Genomic DNA, 21,139 nt, shown 5'->3' with positions numbered 1-21,139 from the left:
CACAGGACCACTCTGATGCAACGAGGCTTTGAATGCTGCCCGAACTCAAAGATCTGAACAGTTTCCGCAATGCGCTGACGCAGGCCCCTGATGCCGATCCGGCGGCGCGCAATGCAGCCGAAGAACGCAATGGCCAATTGACCAAACCCCCGGGTGCGCTGGGACGGCTTGAGGATCTGGCGATTTGGTATGCAAGCTGGCGCGGGGATGCGCAGCCCACGATCAACGCGCCTCAGGTCATTGTCTTTGCCGGTAATCACGGTGTGACGGCGCAAGGCGTGTCGGCCTTTCCTGCGGAAGTCACCGTGCAGATGGTCATGAATTTCCAGCATGGCGGGGCAGCGATCAATCAACTGGCCAAGGCGGCAGGTGCAAAGATGGACGTGCACGCGCTTGAACTGGACCGTCCGACGGCCGATTTCACCAAAGACCCAGCCATGAGCGAAGATGAACTGCTGGACGCCCTGCGCACCGGGTGGCAGGGGGTTGATCCCGAAGCCGATTTGTTGGTGGTTGGAGAGATGGGGATCGGCAACACCACCCCCGCCGCAGCCATCGCCTGCGCCCTGTTCGGGGGCGAGGCCGCTGACTGGACCGGTCGCGGTACGGGTGTCGACGATGCAGGTTTGGCCAACAAGACCCGTGTGGTTGCGGAAGGTGTTGCCTTGCACGGACAGGCTGGTGACGGTCTGGACATTCTACGGTGCCTCGGCGGGCGCGAGATCGCGGCTATGGCCGGGGCCATCGCTGCCGCGCGGGTTCTTCGCATCCCGGTCATTCTGGACGGGTTCATCTGTTCCGCTGCCGCTGCTTGTCTGGCGCAGCTTTCGACCGCGGCTCTGGATCACGCTGTGGCTGGTCACCAAAGCGCGGAAGGCGCGCACGGGGCCATTCTGGCCAAGCTTAACAAAGAGCCATTGCTGAGCCTTGGGCTAAGGCTGGGCGAAGGCTCGGGCGGGGCGCTGGCGATCAATATCCTGAAAAGCGCCGTGGCCTGCCACTCTGGCATGGCGACATTCGCCGAGGCCGGAGTTTCTGACAGCTAATCGTGGCACCTGACCGATGCCCAGCCTTCGGTCAGGCTGATTTCTTGGCGTGCTCCTCGGCCAGTTCAAGCAGAGCGGTCTCAAGATCCTTTTCCAACTGTTGCGCGCGTTCGATGTACTTCTTGTTCTCAGCCGTTGGCATGCCGGGAATCCATAGCTCGGCCAGTTCGCGCACCGACCCACGGTCGTGGTGATAGAATGTCTGCTCGGCTTGTGAGGCCTCGTATTGGCTGAGGCCGATATTCTCTAGCACGTAACGCCCGGCCCGCAGAGAACTGTCGAACATCTCGCGCACGATGTCGTCGGCTCCGGCCTGATACAGCTCGTACACATGGGTTCGGTCCTTGGCGCGGGCGACGATGTGCAGATCGGGCCGTTGACGTCGCGCATAGCTGACCAGACGGGTCGCCTGTTTGCGGTCATCCATCGCCACCACCAGCACCGCGGCTTTTTCGATACCGGCAGCGCGCAAAAGCTCGGGCCGGGTCGGGTCGCCCAGAAAACCTTTGACGCCAAAGCGACGCATCAGCTGGATGGTCTCGATATCGTGGTCCAAAACAACGGTCTTAAAGCCGCTGGCCTGCACCAATCGGTTCACGATCTGACCAAACCGCCCGATGCCGGCGATAATGACCGGCCCTTTTTCGTCGATCTCATCCGGTTCGATTTTTGGGCCGCTTTCGCCAATCCGTCGGCTGAGCAGGTCGTAGATAATGAACAGCAGTGGCGTGATCAGCATCGTCAGCGCGATGATCATCAAAAGCTTCTGTGACAAATCCTGGGGGATGACGTTCTGCTGTGTTGAGAAGGCCAACAGCACAAAGCCGAACTCACCCGCCTGCGCAAGGCCCAGCGTAAACAGCCAATGATCGCGCCCACGCAGTTTGAAGGCGCGTCCAACGATGTAAAGGATGATCCCCTTGGCCAGAATAACCAGAAAGGCCAGACCAATCAGATCGAAGGGATCGTTGAAGAAATACCCTACGTCGATACGCGCCCCGACCGTAATGAAAAACAGGCCCAGCAAAAGACCCTTGAAGGGTTCAAGGTCGCTTTCCATTTCGTGACGGAACTCAGAACTGGCCAGTACGACGCCCGCCAGAAATGCGCCGAGGGCAGGGGACAGGCCGACCAATGCCATAAGAAACGAAATGCCAACCACGATCATCAACGCCAGCGCCGTATACATCTCGCGCAGGCGCGTGGTGTGGATAAAGCGGAACAGCGGGCGCGTCAGGTAGATGCCCGCCAGTATGACAAAGGCGATGGCGCCAATTGTGACCAGTGTGACCGCCCAGCCCGGCAGGCCTTCGACCAGAGACAGCGTGTGTTGATGATCCGCACCATGCGCAGTAGCCGAACCGCGGTCGATCGACCCGTCATTCTCGATATGGACCATCGCGGGCAGGGCCAGCAGGGGCAGCAAGGCCAGAATTGGGATGACCGCGATATCCTGAGTCAGCAGAACGGAAAAGGTCGCGCGTCCCCCATTTGTCTGCATCAGCCCTTTTTCTGACAGGGTTTGCAGGACAATAGCGGTCGAGGACAAAGACAGGGTGAGACCAACAGCCAGGGCAACCGACCATTGGTGCCCCGCATAAAAGGCAACAGCCGCGATGGCCGCAGTGGAAAGGCCAACCTGAAGCCCGCCAAGGCCCAGGAGCTTATCCCGCATGTCCCATAAGGCGCGTGGCTCAAGCTCTAGCCCGATCAGGAACAGCATCATGACAACGCCGAATTCGGCAACATGCTGCAGGTTTTCCGTTTCGGCCCCGACCAGCCCCAGAACCGGGCCGATGGCAATACCGGCAGCCAGATAGCCCAGAACCGACCCCAGACCCAGACGTGCCGACAACGGCACCGCGATCACGGCCGCTGCCAGGTAAATCGAGGCCTGGTAAAGGAATTCGTTCATTTCAGTCCTTCCTGCGCGTCTAAGTCGGCAATGGAGCGTCGCGTTTCAGTTGATCCATCACGATCTGGCTTTGGACCCGAGCCACCGCAGGATGCGGCAGGATCACCTGATGAAGCAAGCTGTTGAGTGCTGATAAGTCGTCACAAAAGACATGCAACAGGTAATCCGCCTCACCGGTCATCGTCCAGGCGCTTGTGATCTCTGGCCGAACATTGACCATGCGCGCGAAACTGGCCGATTGCTCGGGGCCGTGGGTGCCAAGATGGACTTGAATGAAACCCTGCACCTGCAGCCCAAGCTTCCGCGGATCCAGCCGGGCGGTGTAGCCAGTGATATAGCCTTCGGCCTCCAGCCTTTGGCGGCGGCGTCCAGCCTGACTGGCCGACAGGTTCAGCAACTCACCCAACTGATGCGCTGTAAGATGTGCGTCCTTTTGCAAAGCTGACAACAGGCGTGTATCTGTCGCATCCAACACGTGCGGGAAATCTCCAAAATTAGTCAGCAATATGCGGTAAATGCGCATATAGAGTGAGCTTACACGAAAAGAACGCGCAGAAACAGCGCTGAATAAGGCGTATTTTTGAATCAGCAAAGAAATTCCTATTTTTCAGGAGACGCGCCATGGGTCCTTTCCCGCACAATGCCCCGAAATCTGTGATCAGCGCAGAAAACCCCGCCGGAACCGACGGCTTTGAATTCGTGGAGTTCGCACATCCCGAACCGCAGGAATTGCGCGACCTGTTCGCCCGCATGGGTTTTGAATATGTCGGCTATCACCGCGACACGTCCTCGGTCGAGCTGTGGCAGCAAGGTGATGTCACCTATATTCTGAACGCTGATCCCGACAGCTTCGCTGCGAAATTTGTGGCCGAGCACGGCCCATGCGCCCCATCCATGGGCTGGCGTGTGGTGGACGCGCAGAAAGCTTATGAGCATGCCGTGTCCAAAGGGGCCGAACCCTATGATGCAGCGGACAAGACCATGAACGTGCCCGCGATCAAAGGGATCGGCGGCTCGCTGATTTACTTCATCGATCAGTATCACGACACCTCGCCCTATAATGAGGAATTCGAGTGGCTGATACAGTCCAAGCCGCGCGGCGATGGGTTCTATTACCTCGACCACCTGACCCACAACGTGTTCAAGGGCAACATGGACAAGTGGTTCAAGTTCTACGAAGACCTGTTCAACTTCCGTGAAATCCGGTTCTTTGACATTCAGGGCAAGTTTACTGGCCTATATAGTCGTGCGCTGACCTCACCCTGCGGACGTATCCGTATCCCGATCAACGAAGATCGGGGAGAGACAGGGCAGATCGTATCCTATCTGAAGAAATACAAAGGCGAGGGCATTCAGCACATCGCGGTGGGCAGCGACGACATCTACAGCTCGACCGATGCAATTGCCCAAAAGGGTCTGAAGTTCATGCCCGGCCCGAACGAGACCTATTATGATCTGTCCTATGACCGCGTAGCGGGGCATGATGAGCCGAAAGAGAAGATGATGAAACATGGCATCCTGATCGACGGCGAGGGGGTTTTGGACGGCGGCGAGACCAAGATCCTGCTGCAAATCTTCTCAAAAACCGTAATCGGGCCGATCTTTTTTGAGTTCATCCAGCGTAAGGGCGATGACGGGTTTGGTGAAGGCAACTTCCAGGCCTTGTTCGAGTCCATTGAGCGTGAGCAGATTGAGGCCGGTGAAATTTCAGCGGCTTGAATGAAGATCACGGGCGCGCCGGTAGCCAGACGGCCCCGGCGCGCCTGTGTCTTGCCTTTTGAAAATGATTAGCGGCACGCCCAGAACGATTCCGGGCGGAGTATCCGTCGCCGGATCATCCACGCGGCATCTTCAGCGTGATGTTCTTTCCGCGTTTCTGATACCGCAATTCGCTGTCTCCGATGGCAATCACGTTGCCGCCGTCGATGCGGTCTCCGACCTTTAGCTTTTTGTACCGTCCGCTGGGCAATCGCACCAGGGCGCGGCGGTTGGCGGGGGTGCCATACACACCAATCAGGTTCAGCTTGCGCAGGTTGATCGCGTTGTCGATCGTGGCCTGTCGGGCAACTGATGCCGTTGTCGGTATCTTTGGCGACACCGATTTGGGTTGAAATGATCCGGCCTCGTCACTGCTTGTTGCCACATCTGCGGTTGACCCAAGGGCTGCAGTGCCAGCGGTCGGCTTGGCCGCCGCGCGGACCAGTAGGTTGTTTGGCCGTGTTCTCGGGCGGGGTACGCGGACAACGGCCAACGCGGTTGGCGTATGGTCAACGACGGGTCGATCTTCGATGGATTTCGGGCGCAGCTTTGGCCGAATCCCCGCCAATTCATCGCGAGAAAGCCCGCCCAACTGCTGCCGTTCGAACTGATCTACCAAGTTTTCGGGGCGGGGACGGGGGCGCAAACCCGCCAACCGCGAGTCGGGCTCCTCGATCTCGGGTTCGCTTTCAAAACGCACCGGCGGTTCAGGGGGGGTCTTTGATGGCTTGCCTTCGAAAACCAGAATGCCGTCAGGGTTCAGAGTGCCCTCAGGGCTCGGTGTGACAAGCCCACGGTCGTCAAGATCAAACGATTGCGCGGAAGGCACCGGCAACCCGGCCAGTTCGAACGGTTTATCGGTGTCTAGGCTTTCTGACAGGGGCAGTGCTATTGCGTCCTGAGACAGGTTCGTCTGGTCAATTGAGGACAGATAAAGCTCATCTTCATCCAGCAACAGCAGCGGGGCGAATTCAGCCGGTTGCACCGGTGCGGTTCCGGTGAATTCGCGGAAAACCGTTTCCGGAGTGATCGCCGAGGCAATGTCTTCGGCCTGTTCGGGGTCCTGTGTCAGCGCCTCAAGTATTGCCGCATCTGTCGGTGACAGGGTTGCGTTGTCTTCAGGTGCGGCTTCGGGGGTAATGTTCTCGACGATTTCCGGTTCGACCTTCAACGCCTCAAGAATAGCGGCGTCGGTGGGTGGTGTGGTTTCATCTTCGATTGCCGGGGGCTCGGGTTCCGCTTCGGTCGGTGGAAGGCTGACGATCTGATCCTCATCGACCGGGACTTGTTCTGCTGCAACCTCCTCCGCAGGATTCGATCGCATCAGCGACCATGCCCCAACGACCAAACCCAGAAAGATTGCGGCGGCGATTGCAGGGATAGCAAAGCGTTCCAGGCCCATCTGCGACAGGTCAAAACCCGTTCGCGCAGCTACCTGCGAACGAAAGGTGTCTGGATCTGCCGAGGCCGCGATTGGATGGACAGGAATCGAAGTCTTCTCTTCTTCCGGCAGGAGCTCAGCAGCCGCCTCGTCATCCGATATGGGTGTCAGGTCGACGCTGGGACCGGTCAGGGCATCTTCGCCCGTGGCGCTTGCGATATAGGCTTGTGGAACAAAACCATGATCGGCTGCGAAATCGTGCGCTTCGTCAAGCGTCTGCTTTGCAACCGCGACGATCTGTGTATGTGTTTCTTCGGTGCTTGTTGAATAAGTCAGTTCATCCAGTGCATAGGGCGTGGCCTCTTCCAGCGTGTCGCGGATTTTCTGGTCCAGCGCTTGCGGGTCCAGCCCGTCAGTATCGATGCTCAACAATCGCACCTGGTCTGACGGAATGATCAGCTTGCAACTCAGATCATTTTCCAGCGCGAATCCCTGATCGCGCAAGGCCCTGATCCGGTCGTTCAGATCAGGTGCGTCCAACGGCACGGTTCCGATGCAGAACCATTCGTCATCAGACCAATGGTGCAAGGAAATCCCGTTTTCGGAGAAAGACAGCGCAAAGGCAGGTTTCATAATCCGTTGGAACCACAATTCTCAGTTTCAATGCAAACGCCTTTGCATTCGCCACCAGAGATTAGAGCAGGAACCCGCCGAGGGAAAGGAAAAGGCATGCCGCCCTCTTGTCTGGCAAGGCCTTGCCACCCCATGTATTGAGAAAGGCAAAAGGAGAGAGCACCTTGAAGACACTTGCTTTTCTGGCGGCGATGACCGCAGCCGTCGCGACCTTGCCCGCGCATGCGGAAGAACGTCGCATCGCTGTCAGCGGTACGGGCACCGCACTGTCAGCCCCTGATATGGCCACCATTACGCTGGGCGTGACCAATCAGGACAAACAAGCTTCGGATGCGATGCAGGCAACCTCGAACGCGGTCGCCCAGATTCTGGCTCGGCTTGACGAGCTGGGGCTTGAGCCGCGCGACGTTCAGACGCGTGACCTGTCATTATCGCCTGTTTGGTCCAATGGGCGCACACCGGGTAATGAACAACGCGAGATTACCGGATTTGTCGCCTCGAACCGCGTGTTTGTCAGGGTGCGTGACCTGGACAGCCTGGGACAGATCATGGACGCCGTTATCCAGGACGGTGCCAATGATTTTGGTGGGCTGAGCTTTTCCATACAAGACCCGAAACCGCTTCAGGCCGAGGCCCGCGCTGATGCCGTAGCGGACGCGCGTGCCAAGGCCGAGCAATTGGCGAAGGCCGCCGGACTGACATTGGGAGAGGTCGTGTCCATTGACGAACATGGCGGCGGGGTGCGTCCGGTCGCTCAGATGCGGGAAATGGCGATGATGTCAGATGCCGGCAGTGTTCCGGTGGCGGGTGGCGAAGTCTCGGTCGCAGTCAATATATCGATGGTTTTCGAAATCGCCGAATAAGATCAGGTACGGGCTTGCAGCGGTTGGCGCTGCTGGCCCGCCTCATCGAAATTCTCAGGTGCGAGCCACGCTTGGAAAGCGTCCCTGATGCGCGGCCACTCGCTGTCTATGATCGAATACCACGCGGTATCCCGATTGCGCCCCTTGTAGTGCGTCGCCTGCCGGAAAACGCCTTCGAAGACAAAACCAAGCCGCTCTGCCGCGCTGCGAGATGGGGCATTCAAAGCGTCGCATTTCCATTCGTATCGACGATAACCCAACTCATCGAAAACGCGGCGCATCATCAGGTACATCACCTCGGTTGATTGCGGCTTGCGCTGCAGCAAAGGCGAGAAGTGGATATGGCCGACCTCAATTGCCCCGGCTGCCGGTTCGATCCGCAGATATGAGGCCATCCCGACCGGCGTGCCCAATGTGTCCAACACTGTGTGGAACATCGGGTCCGCGCCTGTGCAACTGGCCCGGACCCACTCGACAAAATCGCTTTCACGGTCGAACGGTCCATAGGGCAAATAGGTCCAGTTGCGACCATCCGCGTCCCTCGCAAACGCCCGGTACAGGCCGGGCGCATGCAGGTTTACATCCAATGGCACGACTGAGCAGAACCGCCCCTGCATCGGTAACTCAGGCGGTGTCGGACGAGGAAAATCACCCGACACCGGCAATCCGATAGGTTGACCCAGATCGTTGTTGTCGTGCCAGACCATGATCAGGCGCTGGCTTTGGACAGGGCCTGATCCAGATCCGCGATCAGGTCGTTTGCGTCTTCGATTCCGATGGATACACGGACAACACCCGGTCCGGCACCCGCCGCCTCTTGCTGTTCCGGCGTCAGTTGGCGGTGTGTGGTCGAAGCCGAGTGGATGATCAGCGAACGCGCGTCACCGAGGTTGGCCACATGGCTGAAAATCTCCAGCGCGTTGACCAGCTTGATACAGGCGTCATAGCCGCCCTTGACCGCGAAGGTGAACAAGGCACCGGCACCACGCGGGTAGTGCTTTTTCACCCGGTCACTGTAGGGGGACGAGGGCAAACCGGCATAGGTCACATAGTCGACCCGGTCATCTGCTTCCAACCAGGCCGCAACCTTCTGCGCGTTTTCGACATGACGCTCCATCCGTAGCGACAGGGTCTCGATCCCCATCAGGGTGTAATGCGCTGCCTGCGGGTTCATCGTCATGCCCAGATCACGCAGGCCGATGGCAATTCCGTGGAAAGTAAAGGCCAGCGGGCCGAAGGTCTCGTGGAATTTCAGCCCGTGATAGGCAGGCTCGGGTTCGCTGAGCGAGGGGAATTTGCCATTTGCGGACCAGTCGAACTTGCCCGAATCCACAATGCAGCCGCCTGTGACTGTGCCGTTTCCGGTCAGGTACTTGGTGGTCGAATGCACCACCAGAGTCGCGCCGTGTTCAATCGGGCGGCACAGATAGGGCGTGGCCGAGGTGTTGTCGACAATCAGCGGAATACCCGCATCATCGGCAAGATCGGCCAGCGCGCGAATATCTGTGACATAGCCGCCGGGGTTGGCGATGGATTCGCAGAATACCGCGCGGGTGTTATCATCGATGGCGGCCTTTACGGCGTCCAGATCATCAGTATCTACGAACTTGGCGGACCAGCCGAACCGTTTGATGGTTTGGCTGAACTGAGTGACCGTGCCGCCGTAAAGGCGGGTCGAGGCTACCACGTTGCAGCCCGGCCCCATCAGCGGGAACAGCGCCATGATTTGCGCCGCATGACCAGAAGAGCAGCACACCGCACCCACGCCGCCCTCAAGCGTTGCCACGCGTTCCTGTAGCACGGCAACGGTCGGGTTGGTCAGGCGCGAATAGATGAACCCGACCTCTTGCAGGTTGAACAGAGCCGCGGCGTGGTCTGCGTCACGAAAGACATAGGCCGTGGTCTGGTAGATTGGTGTCTGACGGGCCCCGGTCGCGGGATCGGGGCGCGCCCCGGCGTGAATTTGCAGCGTATCAAAACCGTAGGTTGGGCCGTCTGACATCTTGGAAATCTCCTATTGGAATCTGTGTTGCAGAATCTCTAGGCTATTGACCGGATTCACACAACGTTGCGATTACCTCTGCCAGAGACCTTTTGACTTGATTGCCTTGCGGATTGCCTGCTCGCGTTGGGGCAGGTTGTCCTGATCGAACATCTCGCGGATCTTTGCGCCTTTGCCCTGAATGACCAGCTTTTTGATCGGATCATAGTTGCGCAGAACCTTCTTGATCTTGTTCGGCGCGGATACCGTTTCCAGAACTTCGATCACATGATCGCTTTCGCGCGCATAGAGCAATGGAAACAGGCGGTAATGACAGCTGACGGACCCGTCCAGTAAACCCGGGGGCAGGGCGTCCCGACCGCTTCCGAAGGAATGGATGACCAATGGCAGCACGGCTTGATCCAGCCAGGGGTCTAGAACTTGCCCGGTCAACTCCGGGATTTCCTCATCCCGGATGGTGCGGGCATAATCCAGAAAGCGTTCACCGAACCGACGGGGGCATTTGTAAAAAAAATACCCGGCGTTGAAATACAGGAACCTCCGCCAGTGATTCTGTGGTTGCGTGGGATCGATCGAACTTTGGAAATCCAGCCCAAACCGGTTGTACATTGCCCGCCAGATGCCTTCATAGTCGGGGCCATAGAGGGTGGGTTTGGGCCATGTCCCCTCAACCTTGAGCGAGGCGCCGGGGCGGTCAAAGTCAAACGGCACCTGTGTCAGGTCGCCGGTGATCAGCGTATCGCTGTCGAAGAAGACAAACGGCTCGCCTTCGGGAAGGGCCAGCAGGGCCTCGATCTTGTTACCCTGCGGATAGTTGCCGCCGAAGACGTGATTGTCGAACGGGATGATCTCGGCCCCCAAATGGTCCAGCGCTTTCAGCACGTCCGCGTTCTGAATGCTGGGGTCCTGTCGCCAATGTGGTCCTGGTTGCGGTACGGCTACGATCAGGCGACCGGAAAACCCGGGCGAGGAATGGCGTAGAGAGGCTGCAAACAGCAGCGCCTCATATTGCAGGCGGTTGTTTTGCCCGATGACGACAACATTGAACTTCGGGGATGTTGCCTGCATTCACGCGCTTTCTTGGTCTTGAGTTTCGGGCCGCTTCGTCTTGGGATTACAGCAACAGGGATGGGGCGTCAAAACCTCAAAACCCGGTTTGACGCGAGTCAGGTTGCCGATGTGCGGCGCCATCCACGGCTAAAAAGGCCTGAAATTTTGTGGATTTCGCCCGAAATTCGCATTTTTTGATCATTTGGCAAATTTTACCAATTGATAAAAAATTAGAATGTGGCAAGCTACCCTGTACAACAAACATATCTACAGGGAGTAGAGTGATGGCACAGGGCCAGATGGCACCCGGGATCGTCTCCGGGCGGCTTTCCAGCGATGAGCTGACCTCGAATTTCACCGATTTGCATCCGCCACTGGCCCCGCATGAGGCCGCCGTGGCCGCAGATCGCTGCTATTTCTGCTATGACGCGCCATGTGTGACGGCCTGTCCGACGGATATCGATATTCCGTTGTTCATTCGCCAGATTCAGGCTGGTCAACCGCAATCCGCGGGTCGAACCATCCTGGAGCAGAATATTCTGGGCGGCATGTGCGCCCGTGTCTGCCCGACCGAGACGCTGTGCGAAGAGGCCTGCGTGCGTGAAACGGCCGAAGGTAAACCGGTTGAGATTGGGCGGCTGCAACGCTTTGCGACGGACGACATCATGGTCTCTGGGGCGCATCCGTTTGAACGTGCGGCGCCGACCGGAAAGACTGTTGCTGTTGTTGGGGCTGGGCCTGCGGGTCTTGCCTGCGCGCATCGTCTGGCGATGCTGGGCCATGATGTCGTAATCCACGAAGGCAAATCCAAGCCGGGCGGTCTGAACGAATACGGCATCGCCGCTTACAAATCGACAAATGACTTTGCGCAGGCCGAGGTTGATTGGTTGCTGAAAATTGGCGGGATTGCGATCGAAACCGGCTCGACCCTGGGTAACGGGGTTTCGATGGAGGGGTTGCTGCAAAACTATGACGCTGTGTTTCTGTCCATCGGTCTGGCCGGAGTAAACGCGCTGCGGGCGCAGGGTGCCGACAAGGATGGCGTGCGCAATGCGGTCGATTTCATCGCCGATGTGCGGCAGGCCGACGATCTGGCGCAATTGCCGGTCGGGCGGAATGTCGTCGTCATCGGCGGCGGCATGACTGCGGTGGATGCGGCCGTGAAATCCAGATTGTTGGGCGCGGAACAGGTGACCATCGCCTATCGCCGGGATCGCGACGCCATGGGAGCCAGCCGCTATGAACAGGATCTTGCGGCCTCGCACGGTGTTCGGATCATGACCAATGTTCAGCCCGTTGCGATACATGGCAACGGATCGGCCGCCGAGATTGAACTGGAATACACGTCCAGTGCGGGCGGAACGTTGACCGGCACCGGAGAGACGATCCGGGTGCCTGCCGATCAGGTCCTCAAAGCCATCGGTCAGACTCTGGAAGGCGCACCAGAAGGGCTGACGCTGGACGGTAACAAGATCGCTGTCAGCGGTGCTGGGCGTACGTCTTTGGCCGGTGTCTGGGCAGGCGGCGACTGCGCTGCCGGGGGTGAAGACCTGACCGTAACGGCGGTGGCAGAAGGCCGGGATGCGGCTATGGATATCCACGCAACGCTGGTTTCGTGATAGGGTGGGGTATTCACCCCATTTCTTTCACTTCCGAGGTATTCTCATGTCCCAGATTGAACAAGCCGTTGCTCAACACTACACAACCGGCGCCCTGACCGAACGCGTCCGCGCGGCGTTGAAAGCCAGCGGTGTCGATCCGGACGCGGCGACCGTGGCCGATCTGAAGGCGGGGGACGAATTCCACACCGGTGGTGTTCTGGCAACTGACAACCTGTTCACACAACTGTCGCCAACCCATGCGACGCGTGTGCTGGATGTGGGGTGCGGCATCGGCGGGACATCGCGCTACATCGTGGATCGCTACGACTCGATGGTGACCGGGGTCGATCTGACGCCGGAATTCGTGGAAACCGCCACTGCCCTGAGCGATCTCGTCGGTCATTCCGACAAGGCCAGTTTCCACGTTGGCAGTGCGTTGGACATGCCGGTGCCGGATGCGGCATTCGACCTTGCCATCATGCTGCATGTCGGCATGAACATCGAAGACAAGGCCGGGCTGTTTACCGAGGTGTCGCGGACGCTGGCCACCGGTGGGACGTTTGCTTTGTTCGATGTGATGGGGGGAGACGTGGACGAGCCGCTGGCTTTCCCCCTGCCGTGGTCGAGTGTGGCCGAGACCTCTTTTGTTCACGCGCCCGAAGTCTACAAGGACGCAGCCGCCGCAGCAGGCTTTGAACTGGTCACCGAAAATGATCGCACCATGTTTGCGCTCGAATTTTTCGAGGACGTCTTTGCGAAGATTGCAGAAAGCGGCCCGGCACCGCTGGGTATCCACCTGATGATGGGCGAGACGGCGCCCGAGAAGTTTCAGAACTACGTCGCAAACCTGAAGGCCGGGCACATTTGCCCGACGGAAATGATATTCAAGAAAACCGGCTGAGGAGCCGGAAAGGAGTACCCATGGCTGACCTGACAACAGACTTTCTGGGCATTTCCAGCCCCAACCCTTACTGGCTGGCCTCGGCCCCGCCCACAGACAAGGAATACAACGTCCGCCGCGCGTTTGAGGCCGGATGGGGCGGTGTGGTCTGGAAAACGCTGGGATCCGAAGGGCCTCCGGTCGTGAATGTCAACGGCCCGCGTTACGGGGCCATCTACGGTGCAGATCGGCGGTTACTGGGTCTGAACAATATCGAACTGATCACCGACCGCCCGCTTGAGGTGAACCTTGAGGAGATGGCGCGTGTCAAAGCCGACTACCCGGATCGCGCGCTGATTGCCTCGCTCATGGTGCCGTGCGAGGAGGAGGCCTGGAAAGCGATCCTGCCACGTGTGGCTGAGACCGGCGCGGACGGGATTGAGCTGAACTTCGGCTGCCCGCACGGGATGAGCGAGCGCGGCATGGGGTCTGCAGTGGGGCAGGTGCCAGAGTATATCGAAATGGTCACCCGCTGGTGCAAGATGTACTATGACCGTCCGGTAATCGTGAAACTGACGCCAAACATCACCGATATCCGCAAACCCGCGGCTGCGGCTCGGAATGGTGGTGCGGATGCCGTGTCGCTGATCAACACGATCAATTCAATCACCAGCGTCAACCTGGACACGTTCAGCCCCGAACCGTCGATTGATGGCAAGGGCAGCCATGGCGGCTACTGCGGTCCGGCGGTCAAGCCGATTGCGCTGTCCATGGTCTCGGAAATCGCGCGGGCTGAGGCGACCCATGGTCTTCCGATCTCGGGCATTGGCGGCGTGACCACGTGGCGTGACGCGGCAGAGTTCATGTCACTGGGCTGTGGTACGGTTCAAGTCTGTACGGCGGCGATGACCTATGGGTTCAAGATTATCGACGAATTGACGGCTGGCTTGTCGGAATGGATGGACGAAAAGGGCTATTCCAACGTCTCGGAAATTGTCGGACGCGCGGTGCCGAATGTGACCGATTGGCAGTATCTGAACCTGAACTACGTGGCCAAGGCCAAGATCGATCAGGATCAGTGCATCAAATGCGGTCGCTGCTATGCCGCCTGCGAGGATACCAGCCATCAGGCGATCTCGATGTCACCGGACCGCGTGTTCGAAGTGATCGACGAAGAATGCGTCGCCTGTAACTTGTGCGTGGATGTCTGCCCGGTCGAAGGCTGTATCTCGATGGAGCCGATGGCAGCAGGCGAGGTTGATCCGCGCACAGGGTTGGAGGTGCAGCCGGACTATGCCAACTGGACGACACATCCGAACAACCCAATGGCTAAAGCGGCAGAGTAAGCTGATAGACAGACTAATTAAAGGGCCAGTATTTGGCCCTTTATTAAGGGGCCAGCAACTTTCGGTACAGTGTATCGATAAATGGTTCGGCACCTTTGAACGGGTCCTCACCGTCCAGAATTGCGCGGACCTGAACATCGAAATCGGCATAGTGCTGCGTGAGTGCCCAGATCGAGAAGATCAGATGTTGCGGGTGCAGCCTGGCGATCTTCCCGTCGTCCATCCATTTCGTCAGCACGGCAGATTTTTCATCGACCAGTTGCTTCAGGTCGTTCGACAACGCGTCCTGTATGCGCGGTGCCCCTTGGACCAGTTCATTGGCAAATAGGCGACTCTCACGTGGTAATTCCCGGCTCATCTCAAGTTTGCGGTGCACATAGGACAGGATTTCCTGCAATGGGTCCCCGTCCTGGTCCAGATCGTGCAAGGGGGCCAGCCAGGTCTCAAGCAAACCAGAGAGCAATGCAGTATGGATCGCCTCTTTGGACGGGAAATAGTACAGCAGGTTGGGTTTGCTCAACCCCGCCTCGCTGGCGATCTGGTCCACCGTCGCGCCACGGAAACCATGAGCAGAGAAAACGTTCAGCGCGGCCTCGAGTATCGCGGACCGATTTTTTTTCTGAATTCTGGTTGCGGAGCGATCCGTGGGCATTTTCAGCGTGTCTCTATTTTGTCATTTGGGGGCAAATATGCCGAAATGAGCGGCAGCGCCATGCAATTTCTTGACTGATTTCAAACCCGTGATAGCGTGAGTTTGACCAGATGGTCAAATCAAGACACCAAAAGCGAGCCAAATCGCAAGCAACAGGGAAAACGACTATGGCAGCTCCGGCGCAGAATCTCAGGATCAATGGCGACAGGTTGTGGGACAGCCTGATGGAGATGGCCAAGATCGGCCCCGGGGTTGCAGGTGGGAACAATCGCCAGACGCTGACAGATGAAGACGCCGCGGGGCGCGCCCTGTTCCAGGAATGGTGCGAGGATGCCGGTTGCACCATGGGTCTCGATCAGATGGGCAACATGTTTGCTCGGCGCGAAGGCACAGACTCCGAAGCGTTGCCGGTTTATGTCGGTTCGCATTTGGACACTCAGCCGACTGGCGGGAAGTATGATGGAGTGCTGGGCGTCTTGGGCGGATTGGAGATCATTCGCACGCTGAACGACCTTGGTATCAAGACCAAACACCCGATTGTGGCGACGAACTGGACTAACGAGGAAGGGACGCGATACGCGCCTGCCATGCTGTCCTCGGGCGTGTTTGCCGGGATGCATACGCAGGATTGGGCGTATGACCGTGAAGATGCCGAGGGCAAGAAATTCGGTGACGAACTGAAGCGCATCGGTTGGCGGGGTGATGAAGACGTCGGCGCGCGCAAGATGCACGCTTTCTTTGAACTGCATATCGAACAAGGCCCTATCCTGGAGGCCGAAGGCAAGGATATCGGCGTCGTCACCCATGGCCAGGGGCTGAGCTGGACGCAGATCACGGTAACGGGCAAGGATGCCCATACCGGCTCGACCCCGATGCCGATGCGCAAGAATGCCGGTTTGGCGATGGCGCGTATTCTTGAGAAAGTAGATGAGATCGCGTGGTCACATGCGCCCCACGCGGTTGGCGCGGCGGGTCATATCGATGTTTATCCGAACTCGCGCAATGTGATCCCGGGGAAGGTGGTGTTCACGGTCGATTTCCGCTCACCCGAACTGGACGTGATTACCGATATGGAGAACCGTTTGCGTGTGGCTGCAGAGGATATTGTCGAAGAAATGGGGTTGGAGATCGAATTTGAGAAGGTCGGCGGTTTTGATCCGGTGAAATTCGATGATGGCTGTGTTGCGGCTGTCAGGGATGCAGCCGAGCGGTTGGGCTATTCCCACACGGACATCATCTCAGGCGCCGGCCATGACGCCTGTTGGATCAATCGCGTGGCACCAACTGCGATGGTGATGTGCCCCTGCGTGGATGGGCTAAGCCACAATGAGGCCGAAGAGATCAGCAAGGACTGGGCTGCAGCTGGGGCCGATGTTCTGTTTCATGCGGTCGTCGAGACAGCGGAGATCGTGGAATAAGGGGCTCTGCCCCCGTCGCCCTGCGGGCGACTCCCCCGGGATATTTTGGGCCAGATGAAGCAAGTGGCGCAGGCCGCATCAGGGAGTTTAAAATGAGCACTGTAATTAAAAACGGAACCGTTGTTACCGCCGATCTAACCTACAAAGCGGATGTGTTGGTCGAAGATGGGGTCATCACCGAAATCGGGATGGGTCTGAAGGGCGACAAGGAACTGGATGCGACCGGCTGCTATGTGATGCCGGGTGGGATTGACCCGCATACCCATCTGGAAATGCCGTTTATGGGCACCTATTCCAGCGATGATTTCGAAAGCGGCACGCGCGCGGCCTTGGCGGGTGGCACCACGATGGTGGTGGATTTTGCTCTGCCAAATCCGGGGGAGAGCCTGCTGGATGCGCTGAAACGCTGGGATAACAAATCGACGCGGGCGAACTGCGATTATTCTTTCCACATGGCGGTGACCTGGTGGGGTGAGCAGGTGTTTAATGACATCAAAACCGTCATCGAAACACGTGGAATCAATACGTTTAAGCACTTCATGGCCTACAAAGGCGCGTTGATGGTGAATGACGATGAGTTATTCGCCTCGTTCAAACGTTTGGCTGAGTTGGGTGGCACAGCCATGGTCCATGCTGAGAACGGCGACGTTGTAGCCGAACTCAGCGCCAAGCTGCTGGCCGAAGGCAATACCGGGCCGGAAGCGCATGCCTATTCTCGCCCGCCGCAGGTGGAGGGTGAGGCCACCAACCGGGCCATCATGATTGCCGATATGGCCGGTGTTCCGCTCTATGTCGTGCATACGTCGTGCGAGGAGGCCCACGAGGCCATTCGGCGGGCCAAGATGCAGGGTAAGCGCGTATGGGGGGAACCTTTGATCCAGCATCTGACGCTGGATGAAAGCGAGTACTTCCACCACGATTGGGAGCACGCGGCGCGGCGTGTAATGAGCCCTCCGTTCCGGAACAAGCAGCATCAGGATAGCTTGTGGAACGGGTTGCAATCGGGAACGCTGAGTGTTGTGGCCACGGATCATTGCGCGTTCACAACCGAGCAGAAACGTTATGGCGTCGGGGATTTCACCAAGATCCCGAACGGGACCGGTGGGCTGGAAGACCGGATGCCGATGCTGTGGACTTATGGCGTGAATACCGGGCGTTTGACCATGAATGAGTTCGTGGCTGTGACTTCAACAAACATCGCCAAGATATTGAATTGTTATCCGAAAAAAGGCGCTGTTCTGGTTGGTGCTGATGCGGATTTGGTGGTTTGGGACCCGGACAAGGCGAAAGTGATTTCGGCCGAGACACAGCAATCGTCCATCGACTACAACGTTTTCGAGGGTAAAGAAGTACGCGGTTTGCCGCGGTTTACCCTGACCCGAGGCGCAGTGGCGGTGCATGACGGCGAAATCAGAACTCAGGAAGGACACGGGAAGTTCGTGGCGCGTGAGGCCAATACGCATGTGCACAAGGCGCTGAGTACCTGGAAAGAGCTGACGGCGCCGCGACCGGTCGAGCGGTCGGGTATTCCGGCGACGGGTGTGTAAAATATCTGACCACCCGATGGGCGGCCTGATCTCCAATAAGTTCAAGGGGATGGAATGAATACTGAAAGTGAATCTCAGCCCGTTGTCGAGGCACGGCAACTGGACTTGACCTTTCAAACCAACGATGGGCCGATCCACGCCCTGAAAGATGTTCACCTGACTGTCGACAAAGGTGACTTTGTCAGCTTCATTGGCCCCTCGGGCTGTGGGAAAACGACGTTCTTGCGCTGCATCGCGGCCCTTGAAACACCAACCGGCGGAGCGTTGACCGTCAACGGCATGACCCCGGATGAAGCGCGACGGAACCGGGCTTATGGATATGTGTTTCAGGCGGCAGGGCTGTATCCATGGCGTACCATTGCCAAGAACATTAAGCTGCCGCTTGAGATCATGGGATATTCGGTGGCTGAACAGAACGAGCGAGTTAGAAACGTTCTGGAACTGGTTGATCTCGAAGGATTTGATGGAAAGTTTCCCTGGCAGTTATCCGGCGGCATGCAGCAGCGGGCAAGCATTGCGCGGGCTTTGGCGTTCGATGCTGATATCCTGCTGATGGACGAACCCTTCGGCGCCCTGGACGAGATCGTGCGCGACCATTTGAACGAGCAGCTTCTTGCGCTGTGGGCGCGGACCGAGAAGACCATCGGGTTTGTGACACATTCGATCCCAGAAGCGGTGTATCTGAGTACCAAGATCGTAGTCATGAGCCCTCGGCCCGGGCGGATCACGGATGTGATCGACAGCCCGCTGCCAAGGGACCGGCCTTTGGATATTCGCGATACACCGGAATTCATCGAGGTTGCGCATCGCGTTCGCGAGGGGTTGCGGGCTGGCCACGGGGATGACGTCTGATGGCCGTGTCTGATCCCAGACGCGCGGCGCTGGATGACATTCCGGCTTGTGCGCAGGTTATCTCGACCTGGGCGTCGCAGACCGATTGGATGCGGAACGAGGTTCTGGCGACCAGCGAATTAGAGACCCTGATCCGGGAGGCCTTCCCAGAGCGTGAGATATGGGTCGCCGGTGAACCGGTGGATTGCTACATGTCCATCGATCCAAAGGCACAGAAAATCGGAGCACTATATTGCCTGCGCACTGGGGAAGGTGTTGGCAAGCAACTTCTGGACCAAGCGAAAACCGGACGGAACTATCTGTGGCTGACGACGCATGAGCCGAACAAAGCTGCGCAGAAATTCTATCGGCGCGAAGGGTTTGTCGCGGTGGGAACCGAGGCCGCAACGCCGCCGGAAACCATTCCTGTCATCAAGATGGAGTGGCGGGCATGAAGCAGGTGGTGGCCGTTCTGACTGTTGTCGCTGCTATCGTGGCATTCTGGTATGTGGCCTGCATTCCGATGAACATCAAAGGCGTGTTGACCGAGCAGGAGCGCGCAGGTGCCGAAGTTCAGCCGCCCTCGGCGCAGGAGCGTCGGGATATGGGAGAGGTTGGGCTGTCAGTCAGAAACAGCTTTGCCATCCCTGCAACATGGGCGCAGGAACGACCCCGACTACCTGCACCGCATCAGGTTGCCGTTGAGCTGTGGGAGACAACGGTTCAGAAGAAGATCACTTCTAAACGGTCGCTGATTTACCATGGCTGGGTAACGCTTAGTGCGACGATGCTGGGGTTCGTGATCGGGACAGGGTTGGGGATTCTGTTGGCGGTCGGAATTGTGCACAGCCGGGTGATGGATCTGTCGGTGATGCCATGGGCCATTGTCAGCCAGACGATTCCAATCATAGCGTTGGCTCCGATGATCATCGTTGTACTGTATTCAGTGGGCGTTCAGGGGATCATTCCCAAGGCGATCATCTCGGCTTATCTGAGCTTTTTCCCGGTCGTCGTGGGCATGGTCAAAGGCTTGCGCAGTCCGGATGCGATGCAGCTGGATCTGTTGCGCACCTATAGCGCCAGCAAGTCCCAGGCCTTTTGGAAGCTGCGTTTGCCAGCATCAATGCCTTACCTCTTTACCTCGCTGAAAATCGGTATTGCGGCGTCATTGGTGGGGGCAATCGTGGGTGAATTGCCAACGGGTGCCGTCGCTGGACTTGGTGCGCGCTTGCTGGCGGGTAGCTACTACGGTCAGACCGTGCAAATCTGGTCGGCGCTGTTTGCCGCCGCCGTTTTGGCGGCTTGCCTCGTTGGGTTGTTGGGCCTGATCGAACGGACGGTCCTGAAACGAATGGGGATGGCACAATGATCGCAATTCTGGGCGCAATTGGGGTGTGGCTGCTGGGGTGGTGGCTGAATAGCCGCCTGGCCAGCGGGCCGTATTCAGGCACCAGGATGGTCCGGTTTCTGGCGCCTTTGATCTTTGGCCTGACCATTATCGGTATTTGGGAACTGGTGGTGCGCGGGTTGGACGTGCCGTTGGTCATCTTGCCCGCGCCCTCTGTTATTGCGGTGCGATTTGCCAGCAGTCTGCCGACCCTTTGGGCGGATTTCGTTCAGACGATCATCAAAGGCGCGCTCAGCGGTTATATCATCGGCTGTGGCGCGGCGTTTCTGATGGCCATCGCAGTGGACCGCTGGGATTTCCTGCGTCTCGGCCTGTTGCCAGTGGGCAATTTCGTAGCGGCTCTGCCCATCGTTGGAACCGCGCCAATTCTGGTGATGTGGTTCGGGTTCGACTGGCACTCAAAGGCTGCGGTTGTGGTTGTGATGGTGTTCTTTCCCATGCTGGTCAACACGGTGGCGGGCTTGCGTGAGGCTACCGCCATGCAGCACGACCTGATGGAGACCTATGCGGCCACCTATTGGCAGAGCTTCTTCAAGCTGCGTTTGCCCGCCGCAATGCCCTTCATTTTCAATGGATTGAAGATTTCTACCACCTTGGCGCTGATCGGCGCTATCGTGGCTGAGTTCTTTGGCTCGCCGATTTTGGGCATGGGCTTTCGGATTTCGACCAGCGTTGGCCAACTTTCGCTGGATATGGTCTGGGCCGAGATCGTCGTGGCGGCACTGGCCGGAACGGCGTTTTACGGGCTGGTCGCCATGATCGAAAAGGCGGTGACGTTCTGGCACCCGTCGCAACGCGGATAAGGATA

19 protein-coding genes are annotated in these 21,139 nt (G+C 58.2%); 12 read left to right on the top strand and 7 right to left on the bottom strand.

From position 1 onward, the window contains the following. Positions 1-32 precede the first annotated feature (32 nt). Positions 33-1,046: a nicotinate-nucleotide--dimethylbenzimidazole phosphoribosyltransferase gene (gene cobT / locus ACP0GE_RS04770; protein WP_424830855.1), complete on the top strand. Its 1,014-nt coding sequence runs from the start codon at positions 33-35 to the stop codon at positions 1,044-1,046. 31 nt (positions 1,047-1,077) lie between these two features. Here cobT and ACP0GE_RS04765 read toward each other — a convergent pair whose 3' ends face one another. Together ACP0GE_RS04765 and ACP0GE_RS04760 are read right to left on the bottom strand one after the other, a co-directional pair. Next, a complete protein-coding gene (locus tag ACP0GE_RS04765; RefSeq protein WP_424830854.1) occupies positions 1,078-2,961 on the bottom strand; it encodes a monovalent cation:proton antiporter-2 (CPA2) family protein in 1,884 nt (627 codons plus the stop codon). A 19-nt stretch (positions 2,962-2,980) separates the two neighbouring features. After that, positions 2,981-3,436: an Lrp/AsnC family transcriptional regulator gene (locus ACP0GE_RS04760; RefSeq protein WP_424830853.1), complete on the bottom strand. Its 456-nt coding sequence runs from the start codon at positions 3,434-3,436 to the stop codon at positions 2,981-2,983. 146 nt (positions 3,437-3,582) lie between these two features. Here ACP0GE_RS04760 and hppD point away from each other — a divergent pair, with 146 nt between their 5' ends. Continuing rightward, positions 3,583-4,680: a 4-hydroxyphenylpyruvate dioxygenase gene (gene hppD, locus ACP0GE_RS04755; RefSeq protein WP_424830852.1), complete on the top strand. Its 1,098-nt coding sequence runs from the start codon at positions 3,583-3,585 to the stop codon at positions 4,678-4,680. A 115-nt stretch (positions 4,681-4,795) separates the two neighbouring features. On the opposite strand, the gene ACP0GE_RS04750 is transcribed toward hppD, so the two are convergent. Continuing rightward, a complete protein-coding gene (locus ACP0GE_RS04750) occupies positions 4,796-6,733 on the bottom strand; it encodes a hypothetical protein (protein ID WP_424830851.1) in 1,938 nt (645 codons plus the stop codon). Positions 6,734-6,897: 164 nt separating this feature from the next. On the opposite strand from ACP0GE_RS04750, the gene ACP0GE_RS04745 reads away from it, so the two are divergent. Next, positions 6,898-7,596 (top strand): SIMPL domain-containing protein, encoded by a 699-nt coding sequence (locus tag ACP0GE_RS04745; protein ID WP_424830850.1) that lies wholly within the window; start codon positions 6,898-6,900, stop codon positions 7,594-7,596. 2 nt (positions 7,597-7,598) lie between these two features. On the opposite strand, the gene ACP0GE_RS04740 is transcribed toward ACP0GE_RS04745, so the two are convergent. The 3 genes from ACP0GE_RS04740 to ACP0GE_RS04730 all read right to left on the bottom strand — a co-directional run bounded on the left by ACP0GE_RS04740 (position 7,599) and on the right by ACP0GE_RS04730 (position 10,666). Beyond that, complete coding sequence (locus tag ACP0GE_RS04740) at positions 7,599-8,303, bottom strand: GNAT family N-acetyltransferase (RefSeq protein WP_424830849.1); 705 nt, start codon at positions 8,301-8,303, stop codon at positions 7,599-7,601. Between the two features lie 2 nt (positions 8,304-8,305). Continuing rightward, entirely contained in the window at positions 8,306-9,598 is a 1,293-nt protein-coding gene (locus tag ACP0GE_RS04735; RefSeq protein WP_424830848.1) for an O-acetylhomoserine aminocarboxypropyltransferase/cysteine synthase family protein, read from the bottom strand. A 72-nt stretch (positions 9,599-9,670) separates the two neighbouring features. Next, entirely contained in the window at positions 9,671-10,666 is a 996-nt protein-coding gene (locus ACP0GE_RS04730; protein ID WP_424830847.1) for a hypothetical protein, read from the bottom strand. Between the two features lie 266 nt (positions 10,667-10,932). Here ACP0GE_RS04730 and ACP0GE_RS04725 point away from each other — a divergent pair, with 266 nt between their 5' ends. Genes ACP0GE_RS04725 through preA form a run of 3 tightly spaced genes read left to right on the top strand, consistent with a single transcriptional unit; the run spans position 10,933 to position 14,475 of the window. Then, a complete protein-coding gene (locus ACP0GE_RS04725) occupies positions 10,933-12,267 on the top strand; it encodes an NAD(P)-dependent oxidoreductase (protein ID WP_424830846.1) in 1,335 nt (444 codons plus the stop codon). A 46-nt stretch (positions 12,268-12,313) separates the two neighbouring features. Then, positions 12,314-13,150, top strand: coding sequence for a methyltransferase domain-containing protein (locus ACP0GE_RS04720; protein WP_424830845.1), 837 nt, complete (start codon positions 12,314-12,316; stop codon positions 13,148-13,150). Between the two features lie 20 nt (positions 13,151-13,170). Continuing rightward, positions 13,171-14,475: an NAD-dependent dihydropyrimidine dehydrogenase subunit PreA gene (gene preA, locus ACP0GE_RS04715; RefSeq protein ID WP_424830844.1), complete on the top strand. Its 1,305-nt coding sequence runs from the start codon at positions 13,171-13,173 to the stop codon at positions 14,473-14,475. Positions 14,476-14,518: 43 nt separating this feature from the next. Here preA and ACP0GE_RS04710 read toward each other — a convergent pair whose 3' ends face one another. Beyond that, positions 14,519-15,127, bottom strand: coding sequence for a TetR family transcriptional regulator C-terminal domain-containing protein (locus tag ACP0GE_RS04710; protein WP_424830843.1), 609 nt, complete (start codon positions 15,125-15,127; stop codon positions 14,519-14,521). A gap of 167 nt (positions 15,128-15,294) precedes the next feature. On the opposite strand from ACP0GE_RS04710, the gene ACP0GE_RS04705 reads away from it, so the two are divergent. The 6 genes from ACP0GE_RS04705 (at position 15,295) to ACP0GE_RS04680 (ending at position 21,134) form a co-directional block, all read left to right on the top strand. Next, positions 15,295-16,545: a Zn-dependent hydrolase gene (locus tag ACP0GE_RS04705; protein ID WP_424830842.1), complete on the top strand. Its 1,251-nt coding sequence runs from the start codon at positions 15,295-15,297 to the stop codon at positions 16,543-16,545. Positions 16,546-16,637: 92 nt separating this feature from the next. Next, complete coding sequence (gene hydA, locus ACP0GE_RS04700) at positions 16,638-18,092, top strand: dihydropyrimidinase (protein ID WP_424830841.1); 1,455 nt, start codon at positions 16,638-16,640, stop codon at positions 18,090-18,092. 54 nt (positions 18,093-18,146) lie between these two features. Further along, positions 18,147-18,944, top strand: coding sequence for an ABC transporter ATP-binding protein (locus ACP0GE_RS04695; RefSeq protein WP_424830840.1), 798 nt, complete (start codon positions 18,147-18,149; stop codon positions 18,942-18,944). Then, positions 18,944-19,378, top strand: a complete 435-nt coding sequence (locus tag ACP0GE_RS04690) for a GNAT family N-acetyltransferase (RefSeq protein ID WP_424830839.1) — start codon at positions 18,944-18,946, stop codon at positions 19,376-19,378. The genes ACP0GE_RS04695 and ACP0GE_RS04690 overlap by 1 nt, the downstream gene beginning before the upstream one ends. Continuing rightward, positions 19,375-20,292: an ABC transporter permease gene (locus ACP0GE_RS04685; protein ID WP_424830838.1), complete on the top strand. Its 918-nt coding sequence runs from the start codon at positions 19,375-19,377 to the stop codon at positions 20,290-20,292. The genes ACP0GE_RS04690 and ACP0GE_RS04685 overlap by 4 nt, the downstream gene beginning before the upstream one ends. Then, entirely contained in the window at positions 20,289-21,134 is an 846-nt protein-coding gene (locus tag ACP0GE_RS04680) for an ABC transporter permease (RefSeq protein WP_424830837.1), read from the top strand. Before ACP0GE_RS04685 ends, ACP0GE_RS04680 begins: the two co-directional genes overlap by 4 nt. The last annotated feature ends 5 nt before the right edge of the window (positions 21,135-21,139 follow it).

This window comes from Ruegeria sp. (genome assembly GCF_965243365.1).
Lineage (GTDB): Bacteria > Pseudomonadota > Alphaproteobacteria > Rhodobacterales > Rhodobacteraceae > Ruegeria.
The sequence above is the reverse complement of the archived record's forward strand: the minus strand, read 5'-3'. Positions and strand labels throughout refer to the sequence as shown.

Coding starts and splice junctions, on each gene's coding strand:
- cobT (WP_424830855.1), top strand. CDS start 33: ATGCTGCCCGAACTCAAAGATCTGAACAGTTTCCGCAATGCGCTGACG.
- ACP0GE_RS04765 (WP_424830854.1), bottom strand. CDS start 2,961: ATGAACGAATTCCTTTACCAGGCCTCGATTTACCTGGCAGCGGCCGTG.
- hppD (WP_424830852.1), top strand. CDS start 3,583: ATGGGTCCTTTCCCGCACAATGCCCCGAAATCTGTGATCAGCGCAGAA.
- ACP0GE_RS04750 (WP_424830851.1), bottom strand. CDS start 6,733: ATGAAACCTGCCTTTGCGCTGTCTTTCTCCGAAAACGGGATTTCCTTG.
- ACP0GE_RS04740 (WP_424830849.1), bottom strand. CDS start 8,303: ATGGTCTGGCACGACAACAACGATCTGGGTCAACCTATCGGATTGCCG.
- ACP0GE_RS04735 (WP_424830848.1), bottom strand. CDS start 9,598: ATGTCAGACGGCCCAACCTACGGTTTTGATACGCTGCAAATTCACGCC.
- ACP0GE_RS04730 (WP_424830847.1), bottom strand. CDS start 10,666: ATGCAGGCAACATCCCCGAAGTTCAATGTTGTCGTCATCGGGCAAAAC.
- ACP0GE_RS04725 (WP_424830846.1), top strand. CDS start 10,933: ATGGCACAGGGCCAGATGGCACCCGGGATCGTCTCCGGGCGGCTTTCC.
- ACP0GE_RS04720 (WP_424830845.1), top strand. CDS start 12,314: ATGTCCCAGATTGAACAAGCCGTTGCTCAACACTACACAACCGGCGCC.
- preA (WP_424830844.1), top strand. CDS start 13,171: ATGGCTGACCTGACAACAGACTTTCTGGGCATTTCCAGCCCCAACCCT.
- ACP0GE_RS04710 (WP_424830843.1), bottom strand. CDS start 15,127: ATGCCCACGGATCGCTCCGCAACCAGAATTCAGAAAAAAAATCGGTCC.
- ACP0GE_RS04705 (WP_424830842.1), top strand. CDS start 15,295: ATGGCAGCTCCGGCGCAGAATCTCAGGATCAATGGCGACAGGTTGTGG.
- hydA (WP_424830841.1), top strand. CDS start 16,638: ATGAGCACTGTAATTAAAAACGGAACCGTTGTTACCGCCGATCTAACC.
- ACP0GE_RS04695 (WP_424830840.1), top strand. CDS start 18,147: ATGAATACTGAAAGTGAATCTCAGCCCGTTGTCGAGGCACGGCAACTG.
- ACP0GE_RS04690 (WP_424830839.1), top strand. CDS start 18,944: ATGGCCGTGTCTGATCCCAGACGCGCGGCGCTGGATGACATTCCGGCT.
- ACP0GE_RS04685 (WP_424830838.1), top strand. CDS start 19,375: ATGAAGCAGGTGGTGGCCGTTCTGACTGTTGTCGCTGCTATCGTGGCA.
- ACP0GE_RS04680 (WP_424830837.1), top strand. CDS start 20,289: ATGATCGCAATTCTGGGCGCAATTGGGGTGTGGCTGCTGGGGTGGTGG.